The organism is Bradyrhizobium sacchari, from assembly GCF_002068095.1.
GTDB lineage: Bacteria > Pseudomonadota > Alphaproteobacteria > Rhizobiales > Xanthobacteraceae > Bradyrhizobium > Bradyrhizobium sacchari.
Genome location: NZ_LWIG01000008.1, coordinates 256,024 through 268,052, shown reverse-complemented (window position 1 = coordinate 268,052; position 12,029 = coordinate 256,024). Strand labels below are relative to the sequence as shown.

Here is a 12,029-nt window from a genome sequence, read left to right as displayed (position 1 = left end):
GGGACAAGATCGGTCGGGTGACTGAGCCGGGCCGATACAGGTGCTTTTTCGGTGGAGCAGTCGGGCGAAGAGTTTCGCCTCGGCGCGTTTGACATCGGCGGTCCTGAGTAGAAGTAGGCGGCGCGCGCATGTTTGCGCGCGCACAATTCGCAGTTCCAGAATTAACCCGCAGCTGCGACATCAAGCTTAATTCGCGACTTTGGTTGCGACGGCGTCCGGCTCCGCTAGGTTTACTTACACCGGCCATTGCACGGGACCCCGTGGCGAAGTGGGCGCGCCATTATATTCGGTGCGCCGGCTCCGTCCCTATGCGCGAAAAGCGATATGCGCAAATTGCTTTTGTTCAGCTTCGGTGTCTGTTTCTGGACCGCGCTCGTTGCGGCGAATGTCACAACGGACGCGCGCCTCAGCACAGAAGCAACGGAACGGCGCAGCCACACATCAGCCGTCCACCTCTCAAAAAGCAAGAATTGACCGGCGCCAAGGAGCGATCGAAATGTCGAAAGCGATGGAGCTACTTGTCGCCGGATACGTCACTACAAAAGATCTGCGCGCGCTTTCGGAGCTGCTTACACACCGCCGCAAAATCCTCGACGACCTTCGCCGCATCTCTGGCATCGATGCGGCGAAGGCTATTCAGGATGTCCAAGACGAAATCGCGATCATCGAAGCAGGTATGGAGGAACTGAAGCCCCGGCCGGGCTCAGTTGCCGGAGAACGAGCCGAGCTTGATTGAAGGCGTTTTTTGGGCTTGCTGTCGGCGGCCGCTAGATAGGCATGGGAAACGGTGCCATCCTCGCGCTGGCCAGCCCGATCATTCCATTGCCCGATCGCGCCCAGGCGGGAGCCGCCGTCTCGAACGATACCAGGATTGTGGGCACTTGAAGGTTGCGTATCGCTGCGGCAGGTTCGTTTCTCAGTTGGGGACTGATCCCCGGTTCGCTTGCGGGCCAGCGTGACCGTCGACTGTTACCCCAATCTCTGCTTGGGGCTTCTGGGCCGCAGATCAAGCGGCGCCCGCGCCGAACGAGCGCAGTCCTTTACTGCGTGAAAACAAGATAGAAGCACGCGGCGACCAGCAAGACGATCAGGACGGTAGTTGCGTTCGCTCGATGCATGCGCGGTCCGGCCTTTCTGCCAAGGACCCGCTCGTCGATGGTTTTGGAAAGTGGGATAACCGGATATGGGCCGCACGGCTCCTTGCAAACCCGCCGTGTACTGTTGCCCTAGGCTTCGACGTTCCTCGCGGTAGGCGGCCTACCAAGCGATGACGCCCAGCATTGTCAGGCCCAGACCGCCGAATATTGGCAGCGCTGCCAAGGTGCTCAGGGTAAGAAGCGCCAGCTCCTTTTTCGTCCTCGTCGTCATGACCTTCCTCGCTCGATGGAAGTCAATAAACCGCTCAAGGTCAGGCTCAGTTCCCAGCGGTGGGAATGGGAATCTCGCTCTGCGTCAGGAGCCTACCGCGTGTTCCGGCCAGCGCAGCGCGCGACGCTGATCGCCAAGCGGAAGGCGGCTTATGAGGCGGTGCACAGTCCAGCAAACGCGGCCGGCGGGCGCGCTTCCGCCGCGAAGCAGGGTCGGTTGGTTGCAGCGGCCAAGTCGGCCGTTTGCTACATTCACCGCCGACACAGCTGCCAAGACCAGCACGCCAGAAGGTTCAATCCGCCGCGATGCGACGCGCCCCAAGGCGCTGGCGACGATCTTGACCGGGCCGTCGGGCCGTCGCTTGACGAGGGCGCCGAATTGGATCGGTTGGTGGAGATGGCCACCTGAGCCGCGTTGAATGTTGCAGCCCGTCGCAGCCCTGATCTGGAGATACCAACAGCGATACCATTGCGGTAACTGACGGAGGAGAGCGAAGTTCGACGTCAGGAAAAACACCCTGTTTCCGAGAGTTTACCCGGCTGGATGCTGCCGAAGTGGAGCGTAGCGAAGGAAGGAAAATAGTCAAATGGTTCCGGCTGAGGGGATTGAGTAATGAATATAATGATTTGATAATACTGGGTAATTTATACGCAAACCTAGCGACATACCAACGTTGCTACCAACAGCCTCCGAACGCTGGCGGACTTTTGTCGGGGAAAACGGGGGAATTCCCGGCCTACCATCCTTTGGTCAATTGCGCTGCGTCCGCCAGTTGCAGCATGATCCGATAGGTCTGGGGAATTGCAAACATGGCTGGCGCAGATTGGCCGACGAGGCGCGTGAGCGTCGCGAGCCTTCATCTTGATCCGAAGAACCCGCGTTTGGGGCGGGAGACGCTGGCGCAAGCGCCGCGCGAAATCATCCAGTACCTGTTTGAACATGACAAAGCCCTAGAGGTTGCGGAAAGCATCGCGACCAGAGGGTTTTTCCCCAACGAACCGCTTCTGGCCGTCAATGAGAACGGACGGCTTGTCGTGGTCGAGGGAAACCGAAGGCTGGCGGCGCTTAAGGCGCTGCGAGAACCCGGCCTTCTGGATGGAGCAAGACAGCGTCAGATAGAAAAGCTTTCCCGAAAGGTCGTCCCCCAAACGCTTGCGTCCGTCCCAGTAACGGTCGCCCCCAGTCGTCGCGCAACGGATCGACAGATCGCCGGTCGGCATATCGGAACGCCAGTGCTGGCTTGGCAGGCCGAGAATAGAGCGAGTTTCATTCTCGAAAAATTGGCTGAAGGCTACGACAACGACGAACTTCGGGACGAACTCGGCTTTTCGCTCCCTGACATTCAAAGCGCGCGACAGACCAGAGCGATCGCCGATATGGCGCGATCGTTGCCCCTTGCCGAAGAAATCAAGGCCAAACTGGAAAGCCCCCGTGCGAAAATCTTTACAACTCTCGGCCGCGTGATCGACAGCTCCGTCGGACGCCAGTATTTGCATGTCGAAAAGGACGCCGATCACGGCCTGCGGGTTACGACTGCAAAGCCAGAATTTGTCAAAGCCTTCAGCAAACTTGTGTCCGACGTCGCACTAGGCAACCAATCGTCGCGCACTTTGAACACAAACGACGATATCGAGAAATACTTCAAGAGTTGGAAGCCAAGCGAGAGGCCAGAAAAGAAGAAGGCCACGTTTGTCCCGGCGGACATCATCGAGGGGAAGTCAGTCGCATCGCCGGCGAAGGCGGCGCCTGCGCCGGCGTTGAGGAAAACGAAGTCCATCACGAAAACTGTGCTCCCTCGCGACCTCAAGGTTCGGCACGGGTCAGAACGGCTTGTCGACATCAGGGGCGAATTGGTTCGCCTGAAGCGCAGCGACTTTCCAAATGCTGGCGCTGTGCTGATGCGCGTTTTCTTCGAACTTGCTGTAACGAGCTATCTTGAAAGAACCGGGGAGATGAAGCCCTTGATCGAACGGCTTGGCGGAAAGGGCAAGCTGCCGTTCGGCGTTCCCCAAATGAAACAAATGGCCCCAGCGATCATCAAGATCGCTAAAGAAAAACTGGACGCGTCGGACGCAAACAAGGTGGAGAAGGCCCTGCGCTACGACGCCGCCGCGCCGTTTTCCTTGAGCGAACTTCATGCGTTCATTCATCAGTCTGGGGACTTGCCTAGCGAACGCGACATCTGGCAATTCTGGCTACGAACCGAACCGCTTTTTCGGTTGATGTTGGAAGCCGACGAAGAAGAAGACCTAGGTAAATGAACCAAGCGAGCCCACTTCGGTATCCCGGCGGCAAGGCGGCAATGGCCGGGCTTCTGGGCCAGATCCGCAAACTTAACGGCCTTGGTTCATACTCGGTTGCAGAGCCTTTCGCCGGCGGTGCCGGCGCGTCACTCTCGCTTCTTTTCCGGGAGGAAACGTCCGAAATACACATCAATGACGCTGATGGGGCCATACACGATTTTTGGTGGTCGCTGACCAACCGCCCGGAACAATTTTCGAAGCTGCTGAAAAAGACGCGCGTCAGTATGGCCGAGTGGCGGCGCCAGCGCGACACCTATCGATCGAACGACCGCCGATTATCGCGACTTACCCGCGGGTTTTCCGCTTTCTACCTAAACCGCTGCAATCGATCTGGCATCATCATGAACGGTGGACCGATTGGCGGCATAAATCAGACAGGGGACTGGTTGATCGATGCCCGCTTCAATAAGGAAGAACTGCACCGTCGGTGTCAAAAGATTGCAGAGTATCGTGACCGAATATTTGTTACCGACAGAGACGGTATTGATTTTGTGAGGGATCAGGACGCTTCGCGGACATTCTATTTCATTGATCCTCCCTATTTCGAGAAGGGGAAGACGCTCTACCTCAACGCTCTCGATCATGAATATCACAAGCGTCTGGCCGGCCAGCTGCGTTCGATGAACGATGACGCCTGGGTTTTGACTTACGACGACTGCCGGGAAATCCGGCAACTCTATCGAGGATGGGCCACGATCAGACCATTCGGCCTTCGTTACGCTGCTGCGGAACGTCGGAGCGGTCGTGAGATAATGATCACACCGAAATGGATGCATCTACCGACAACCCAGCGCTCCGACGCGATCGACTGGTGATGGACCGAACTTAGATTTTTTGCGCCTCAACACTCTTGGCCGGCGGCCATGCTGACCTAGGCAAATACGACCAATGGACCTTCAGAACATTCTCGATCAAAAAATTAAGAGCTTGCCTGCCGGCCCCTTTCAAATCGGACTGAGGGCTGTGATGGCGCACATCGATGCCGCCGTAAAGCACTACAAGCGGGGCCAGTCTGAGCCAGACCAAACACTCTTCACGGACGTCGTCTTTCGCTGCAATCAGGCTTTTGAGGGGAGCGTAAAAGAAGCTTACCGAGTACTCGCCGGTAAAGATCCGTCACACATTAAACCGCACAAAATCGAAGAATTCCTCAGCGAAGCTGATTTGCTTCGAAAGAAGGTACTGGATCAGTTCACGCGCTACCGGACTGAATGGCGCAATCCATCCACCCACGACTATACGCTCGACTTCGATGAGGACGAAGGCCTTATGGCGATCGTCTCCGTAACGGTGTTTGCGATCGTACTGTGCGACCAGATCGACGGAAAACTCGCATTCGATGCCGCCGCAGAGCCAAAAACCTCCCAGAGCAATTCAACTATCGAGCAAAACGAGCCTTTGCTCGACGTCGTAGCCGATACCCTCGCCAAATTTGCCGGAGAACAAATACAAGGTGACACGGCCGTTCACGATCAGTCGACGCGCCATTATTTCCATGTCGCGGGCACCATAGCAGGATATCTTTCGAGTGAATTGGCAAGCATCCCCCGAGTAGATGTAAAACAAGGCCAAACTTTCTCGGAAAGAGAGACCGACATTGTCGTCGAGAGGGTTTCAGATACGGGCGTGGCCGAGAGAATTGTAGTTGAGCTAAAAATTTCATCGCCGCGGGGAAGGTCCTTACCTAGGCAATACATCGAACGCAACGCTGTTCAGAAGGCTGCGTTCTTCTTACACTTGCCCGATGTGAACGGTGCGGTTGTGTTCCTTTATTCTGGTAACAAGCGTCACTACAGAGTGTTCGATGCCGCGGGGATCCCGGCGGAGAAATTGCGAGTGGTCGCGCCAGCTCTAGACACAAAGTCACAGAGATCGGACGATGCGCCTGCTGGTTAACCGCTATGCGCTATCGGGCAAATTGTTAGTGGCGCTGGATTGGTGTCACCGGAGCGCCGGCGTAGTTGTCTAGCCGCGATAGACGGTGGCCGGCGTGCGCGTGCAGCGCGGGCGATAGCGGCGTAAGCCCGCCTATTTCTGGCCGTTGAATTCTCCAGATCCCGCCCGAATTCGTTAGCGGGTCGTTAATCGGACGTCGTCAAGCTTACGGTCAACGCTGCCCGGCGCCCCCCAACCTAAAGGCAGCGAACGCGATGGCCGGCGGCGGTGATGTCCGCCGGCCATTTCGTGCTGTCCGGGTCCTTCCGGGTTTAGTGAGACGGCCAAGTGCACCAAGCCCGCAATCGTCGCAACATCAAACGTTACGTTGGCGGACTGCCGCCGGTGTAGGGACGATTGCCGTGCAGGTCGTGCAATCTGGACGCTCCGCCTATTCCACATCCAGGCGGTCCTCAGCTAGTTTGCCGGCGGGTGGGGGATCGCGCATATGCCGCAAGGATTTGTCTACATTCTGGTTTCGCCGAACAGCGACTACATCAAGATCGGCCGCACCGAGCGGCCAATTAGCGAAAGGCTTCGCGGGATAAATGGGGGCGAGGCCTATGCTCCTCACGGTCCTTGGGAACTGTCTGACTTCGTTCACGTGACCGACCGCGCCATAGTAGAGAGCGCAGTTCATCGTCACTTTAGCACACGGAACGTCGAAGTTGTCGGGACGCGGGAGTTGTTCAACGTCGCTCCGCACGAGGCCAGAGAGCGGCTACGCTCGATCAGTGAGCCGCTTCGCGTCGATCCTGCGAGAACCGATCAACTCTTCCGAAATCCTGACGTGAGCCTGTTTCTCTTTCGTTTGTTCCAGCTATCCGGATTGTTCGGCAACTTCGACATTCAAGGGGCGTGGACTTTGAGCGTGCTCCCGCAGACTACAAGCGAACAAGAGACATGGTGGTAGCGGGTCATAACGAGCGATGACGCGATCCTTCAAAGAGGGCAGCGCCCGTACTTGGCGCTTCACAAGCCGAGCGCTAGCTGCGCTCTTTCTCGGGTCGGTTCAAACGGCGGCAGCCGGCGAGCACTCAGCCGAAACGCCGGGATGCAAGGAAATAACAGCCCGGCTCATCGAGCGGACGAATACGCATTTCGATCGTTTCTCTCCTTCCGGCGGCAGCGTCTTCTTCAAACGGCCGGACATGGTCCTGATCTGCGACCCCAAGTTCGTGACCTACGTTTCCATAAATTGGGATGCGAGCGGATTTCCTTCTAACGATTGGTTCGCCCTCGCCGCGAGGGCTGGAAGTGCGGTCACAGGCACCGAACTGAAGAAGTTGGAAACGGCGGCGCATCGATGCCACCGCGCTGCGTTGAATGATAAGAGCGAATTGGCGAGCGTCTATCTGGACGATGCGACGGTCGAATGTTAGGCGTTCACTCGCGATGGCGGTGGCGTGACGGTGGATTTCGCGAAGCGTGGACAAAAGAATTAGGGGGGGTACATGACGCTCATTGCGGCGGCTGGAAACGCGAAATGTACTGTAATCGCGGCCGACACCCGTATTTCGTGGAACGGCGCGCTACGCGATGATCAGACAGTGAAGGTAAGCCACTATAAGTTCTTCGATGGCGAGCTTATCGGTGCATTCACTGGTCTTGCGTACTGGAACGATTTCAATTCGAAGCGCTGGTGGTTAGGACGCCTGAAAGATGTTGCCCAGCCTTGGGTCAGTACGCGCGAGGCTCTGAGCTTCCTGACGGAGGAGTTAACCCCAGAGTTCGCCAGAAACGCCGCTCTGCAAGATCTTCCCTTCGCCCAGAAGCGTTTGAGCATAATATTCGGCGGGTTGATCGACGGATTGCCATTCAGCGCACTCATCTCCAACTTCGAGGACGACAACGGCGAATTCGACGACGTCCGGCCTAAGTTCGTCCTGACCAAGGCTGAGGCAGTGAATGCGACGGGCGCTTGGTTCGGAATTTTTGGTGCCCGAAACTACGTTTCGAACGACGACAAGCAAGAATTGTTTCGATTGGCTGATATCCAGGCCCCAACCGCCGCCATCAAGGGCAAGTGCCACTCAATCGTTCTAAAGGCGTCGAACGACCCGCGGACGCGCGCGACTGTTGGACCCAATATTCTAACAGCGACGCTTGAAGGTGGAGTCGTTTTGTCTTGGCATTCTAACGAAAAGGAGGGTGACAAGATTGTGGGTGTCGATCCCTTCAGCTCGTTAGCACCGATGCTGATACATGATCCTGTAATCATTGGTACCAGGATTGCCCGCCCGCGTAGCAAACGCAGAGGCAAGGGCGGCAAGCATAGTCCATAAATGTCACCTCGCCATCGCGGGTGGAAAGCTTCGAATGATCGGATGCGCGAGATGATCCCCCGTGCGCAACTCTTAGCATTCTTGAGCGCGTTAGCTGTGTTGCATGCCGATGTTGCCTCAGGTGCTGAAAACATCGCCGGCCGCGCCAGCGTGGTCGACGGTGACACGATCGAAATTCACGGCACGCGTGTCCGATTGTGGGGCGTCGACGCGCCTGAGAGCGATCAGCTTTGCCGCGGCGATGACAGCGAAGACTATCGATGCGGCCAAAGGCCGCGACTACGCGATCCCGCGACCAATCATTTGCGTTCCGAAAGACCGAGACCGTAACCGCCGCGCGGTCGCTGTCTGCAAGATTGGAGAACCGGGACCGGACATCGCGCACTGGATGGCTTCGATGATCCTCAACGTCGGGATAGGTCGGCCCTTGCGCTCGCAAGGCAGGCGCCCCACTGCACGCGTTCGCCTTATCGCTCTATGGCCGATCCGGATGGTATTCGCATGCCCATCCGAGTTCGCGACAATTTGGACAGTCTGGATCACCCCACGGACAAGCTTGGCGGCCTGTTCTCCGGCGGGGCAATGAGCGATGCTTCGACCCAGTTGCGAACCCGCTGTACCGCCACAGGATGTTCATACGTCCAACTGTGAACAATACCTTCGAGCCCGCGCCCTTCGGTCCAGTCGATATGAACTAGCGGATGCTCTCCGAACGGAACGGGTTCAATCGCCAATTCCACTAATAGTCCTGTTGATAGTCTTGTCCAACCAAACGCCCAGGAAGCGACAGCCTGAGTAAGAAAAACGCCGAGCGACATACCTAAAAACGAAAGTACAATGCATGGAAGACCCAATGTGAGAAACAAAATGACCAGAACGCCAAGGAAATCAGTGCTGAACACTTCGGAAATGATGTGAAGAAAGCCGCAGATGCCGGCGTCCCGCCTGATGTTAGAGAGCATGACCAAACCGATCTGAACTGAACTGGATATCACGAGCGTAGCCAAGCAGCTGAAAATTCCCACAATAAGAACACTGCTGCTGGAGAATGGTCGCACAATACGGCCCAACACCTTAGAAATTTTGACGCCGAGCCACGCAAGGAACTGAACTGCCGACAGCGCTGCCGCGGCTTCATCGCCAGAGCACCGCACAAAGAGATACTGGCCTTGGGGTACGTCGGCAGTTTGCTGTTTTATCGTCTCCTTGACTACCAGGGTGCGCCTGTCTTGGGTTCTTAGTTTTCTGGCGCTGAGAACTATCGCCAGAATTCCGACGACCGCGATCGTGAAGCCTAAGCTTGGGTATCCGAAGTGAGCTAATATCACTCGACTGATCCCTGCGACGTTTAATGCTACAAAAACGGTCAATAGAATGAGGCCCACCGCGTTTGTTCTCGGGCGAATGGCCACGAACGGGGTCGAGAGAAATGCGCATCCATCCACTACCGCAGCTGCTTCGTGATTTTTGAGGAAGTAGGCAATTGCGCTTCCGCCGTGACTATGACCGATCAGAAAGATTTTTTCATCTCGGCCAATCGATCGTGCCGAAAGTACAGCGTCAGATATTTTTATCGCGGCGGCTTCCCGAGCGGCGATCGTATTCTTGCCGGTCCACGTAATTGGCGGAAATCGTGCTTCCTGTCCGCGCGTATGTGACGCCTCGATCAAAGCGTTCCGCAACAACGGCCATTCGGCGGATTTTGCAAATGTGCCGTGCACGAAGATGAATGTGGCCATGCGATCCTCCCGCGGGCGACAGTTGAATGAGACCTTAGCTGAAATTGGCGGAGCAAACGATCTAGCATTACCATTTGCCTGCTCCTTACGGTTCCAGATTTAACTCTTCCCGAAGCCATCAAGCTTAACTCGCGACTTCGATTGCAGCTGTGCTGGGCAGCGCTAGATTGGCGCACCGGATATTGCTCGTCCGGCCCCCGTGGCGAAGTCGGCGCGTCATTATATTCGGCGTGTCGGCTCCGTCCCTATGCGCGAAAAGCGATATGCGCAAATTGCTTTTGTTCATCTTCGGTGTCTGCTTCTGGATCGCGCTCGTTGCGGCGATTGTCACAACGGTCGCGCCTCAGCACAGAAGCAAAGGAACGGCGCAGCCACACCTCAGCCGTCCACCTCTCAAAGGCCAAGAATTAACCGGCGCCCAGGAGCGATCGAAATGTCGAAAGCGATGGAGCTAATTGTCGCCGGATACGTCACTACAAGAGATCTGCGCGCGCTTTCCGAGCTGCTTGCACATCGCCGCAAAATGCTCGACGACCTTCGCGGCATCTCTAGCGTCGATGCCGCGAAAGCCATTCAGGATGTCAAAGACGAACTCGCGATCATTGAAGCAGGTATGGAGCAATTGAAGCCGCCGCTGGGCTCAGTTGCCGGAGAAAGAGCTGAGCATAACTGAAGGCACTTTCTGGGGCCTTGTTGTCGGCGGTCGCTAGATAGGCAAAGGATCGGTGCCCGATCGCGCCTACGCGGGAGCCGCCGTCAACGATAGCAGAGTTGTTTGAGCCGGCGGCTGCTCGCCGCCTATCCGGCTCGAGGGAGGCCCGCGCTAGGTCGGTATAAGTGCCGACCCGATCCCCATGGCTGAGAACCATCAGCCGCCGCAGCGCAGCATCGAATTGTGTTTACTCTCGCCGATCGCTGCGGCTAAACGTCGGATCACCAATGTGTGAGGCGTTTTTCATGAGTGCTTTTCAGGCGAAACTGGATCGATTTGAGTGCCTCGCCGCCGAGTGCGAGGAAATTGCCAAGAAATCGGAAGGAAGCAATCGAGATCTGTACCGGCGGGCTAGAGCGCGACGATTGCCAACGTATGCCGGCCTTTGCACCTTCAATTAGGGTCACCGTCATGCTGTCGCGATCGAGCGTGATCTCGATATCGCAGGCAGCATCGATAGCTGTACCGAGACCGTCTTTCACCGTGAGTGTGCCGTGGCAAGCAATATGGTACTTGCGCCCAACAACAGGCATCTCGTCTGCCTGGGAGAATGACGGCACGTTGATCGAGAGCTCTTTTACGAGAACTTCCTCATATCCGCCATCTCTCTCCATGATCACGCGCCATCTCCATTCGCCGCCCGGGCTTTCATCCGCCATTGTGTTGTAGCGCAGGCGAATCAAAGTACTCATTGAAGTGTCCATCGACGATCTCCGACCCGAGAGATCGAAGGAAGCCACTGCCTTGTCCCAAACGAGGGCGAGCAGGTCGTCAGACCCAGGACGCCTCTCCGCTGCTAGCGCACTCTTTCGGCGGTTCAACTTAGCTGCTCGTAGCGTCTGTCCAATACATACAAACGTTTGTGCGGGCCGATTTCGGTCGTTGGCTCCAAAAGAAGCGCGTGGCGCCACGTGTGCAACCTGGCAGTTCTCATCGTGGCTGCATGCGGGTTGCGAGCGTAGCGCACTTTGCGTCCGCGTCCGGAAACCACGAATGCGACGCGTCGTGACCGCGTCCTGGGAATCGCCGCGCTAATATGGTCCTCACATTCGAGACACGCACGGAATTGCCATAGGCCCCGGGACAAAGCCTTGATTACAGTTTTTCGCTCCTCCGCCCCGCGCGCGTCGAACCGCACGCCTGACCCTTGCCCAGTCACAGGGGCCAGGGTCTTCTTTTTCGCTGGTCACTCAGGCCGACCTCCTTGGCGACAGATCCGCTCGAGCGCCGCTCGACGCGACAAGATCGACCGCTTGCCGCTTGTGGTCGTCCGTATACGACTGACGCTGACGTCCTTCCATCTGACACTTCCTGGCTCTTCCTACTACAGGTGTCGATCAATTCGGAGGAGGCTCAGAACGCCGCTGTGGCGGCTCGTCAGCTTTTGGACAGCTGGTCCCCGTAAACCTCGTTGAGGTTAGCGGAGCGTGGCAGGGACAGCGTTTCCCCAGGGTAGAGCGGGGGGCTTTGAACGCCGAGTCTAGTGTCTGCTAACCTCGATTGGTAGTGCGGGCGCGGCAGGGACAGCGATCTGATCCAACGCAACCGAACAGCGCCGAGTCGCGCCCGCGCTGCTTGAGGATGACCGTTCGTAAGTTAGCGGCGCGTGGCAGGGGCAGCGCTTCGCACTTCTAGCGCCGAGTCACCTCGCCGGGTAACGCCAGCCGCAAGGCTATTGGCGGGCGGG

The 12,029-nt window shown here is 57.1% G+C and carries 10 protein-coding genes; 8 read left to right on the top strand and 2 right to left on the bottom strand.

What is annotated here, in order from left to right:
- Window positions 1-496 precede the first annotated feature (496 nt).
- The 7 genes from A5906_RS12465 to A5906_RS12430 all read left to right on the top strand — a co-directional run bounded on the left by A5906_RS12465 (window position 497) and on the right by A5906_RS12430 (window position 7,891).
- Window positions 497-736 carry a hypothetical protein gene (locus A5906_RS12465; protein WP_186465164.1) on the top strand — a complete coding sequence of 80 codons (240 nt, stop codon included), beginning with the start codon at window positions 497-499 and terminating at the stop codon, window positions 734-736.
- Between the two features lie 1,441 nt (window positions 737-2,177).
- The gene (locus A5906_RS12455) at window positions 2,178-3,629 is read left to right on the top strand and encodes a hypothetical protein (RefSeq protein WP_080135484.1); all 1,452 of its coding nucleotides are present in this window, start codon (window positions 2,178-2,180) and stop codon (window positions 3,627-3,629) included.
- The gene (locus tag A5906_RS12450) at window positions 3,626-4,486 is read left to right on the top strand and encodes a DNA adenine methylase (protein ID WP_080135483.1); all 861 of its coding nucleotides are present in this window, start codon (window positions 3,626-3,628) and stop codon (window positions 4,484-4,486) included. The genes A5906_RS12455 and A5906_RS12450 overlap by 4 nt, the downstream gene beginning before the upstream one ends.
- A gap of 73 nt (window positions 4,487-4,559) precedes the next feature.
- Entirely contained in the window at window positions 4,560-5,567 is a 1,008-nt protein-coding gene (locus A5906_RS12445) for a hypothetical protein (RefSeq protein WP_080135482.1), read from the top strand.
- 487 nt (window positions 5,568-6,054) lie between these two features.
- Window positions 6,055-6,519: a GIY-YIG nuclease family protein gene (locus tag A5906_RS12440; RefSeq protein ID WP_245326705.1), complete on the top strand. Its 465-nt coding sequence runs from the start codon at window positions 6,055-6,057 to the stop codon at window positions 6,517-6,519.
- A gap of 16 nt (window positions 6,520-6,535) precedes the next feature.
- Window positions 6,536-6,988, top strand: a complete 453-nt coding sequence (locus A5906_RS12435) for a hypothetical protein (protein WP_080135481.1) — start codon at window positions 6,536-6,538, stop codon at window positions 6,986-6,988.
- A 72-nt stretch (window positions 6,989-7,060) separates the two neighbouring features.
- Window positions 7,061-7,891 (top strand): hypothetical protein, encoded by an 831-nt coding sequence (locus A5906_RS12430; protein WP_080135480.1) that lies wholly within the window; start codon window positions 7,061-7,063, stop codon window positions 7,889-7,891.
- Between the two features lie 539 nt (window positions 7,892-8,430).
- Here the strand turns inward: A5906_RS12430 and A5906_RS12425 are convergent.
- Window positions 8,431-9,630 (bottom strand): esterase/lipase family protein, encoded by a 1,200-nt coding sequence (locus A5906_RS12425; protein WP_080135479.1) that lies wholly within the window; start codon window positions 9,628-9,630, stop codon window positions 8,431-8,433.
- A gap of 433 nt (window positions 9,631-10,063) precedes the next feature.
- On the opposite strand from A5906_RS12425, the gene A5906_RS12420 reads away from it, so the two are divergent.
- Complete coding sequence (locus tag A5906_RS12420; protein WP_080135478.1) at window positions 10,064-10,303, top strand: hypothetical protein; 240 nt, start codon at window positions 10,064-10,066, stop codon at window positions 10,301-10,303.
- A 260-nt stretch (window positions 10,304-10,563) separates the two neighbouring features.
- Here the strand turns inward: A5906_RS12420 and A5906_RS42520 are convergent, their stop codons facing one another.
- A complete protein-coding gene (locus A5906_RS42520; protein WP_080135477.1) occupies window positions 10,564-11,046 on the bottom strand; it encodes a hypothetical protein in 483 nt (160 codons plus the stop codon).
- Window positions 11,047-12,029: the final 983 nt, after the last annotated feature.

Coding starts and splice junctions, on each gene's coding strand:
- A5906_RS12465 (WP_186465164.1), top strand. CDS start 497: ATGTCGAAAGCGATGGAGCTACTTGTCGCCGGATACGTCACTACAAAA.
- A5906_RS12455 (WP_080135484.1), top strand. CDS start 2,178: ATGGCTGGCGCAGATTGGCCGACGAGGCGCGTGAGCGTCGCGAGCCTT.
- A5906_RS12450 (WP_080135483.1), top strand. CDS start 3,626: ATGAACCAAGCGAGCCCACTTCGGTATCCCGGCGGCAAGGCGGCAATG.
- A5906_RS12445 (WP_080135482.1), top strand. CDS start 4,560: ATGGACCTTCAGAACATTCTCGATCAAAAAATTAAGAGCTTGCCTGCC.
- A5906_RS12440 (WP_245326705.1), top strand. CDS start 6,055: ATGCCGCAAGGATTTGTCTACATTCTGGTTTCGCCGAACAGCGACTAC.
- A5906_RS12435 (WP_080135481.1), top strand. CDS start 6,536: ATGACGCGATCCTTCAAAGAGGGCAGCGCCCGTACTTGGCGCTTCACA.
- A5906_RS12430 (WP_080135480.1), top strand. CDS start 7,061: ATGACGCTCATTGCGGCGGCTGGAAACGCGAAATGTACTGTAATCGCG.
- A5906_RS12425 (WP_080135479.1), bottom strand. CDS start 9,630: ATGGCCACATTCATCTTCGTGCACGGCACATTTGCAAAATCCGCCGAA.
- A5906_RS12420 (WP_080135478.1), top strand. CDS start 10,064: ATGTCGAAAGCGATGGAGCTAATTGTCGCCGGATACGTCACTACAAGA.
- A5906_RS42520 (WP_080135477.1), bottom strand. CDS start 11,046: ATGGACACTTCAATGAGTACTTTGATTCGCCTGCGCTACAACACAATG.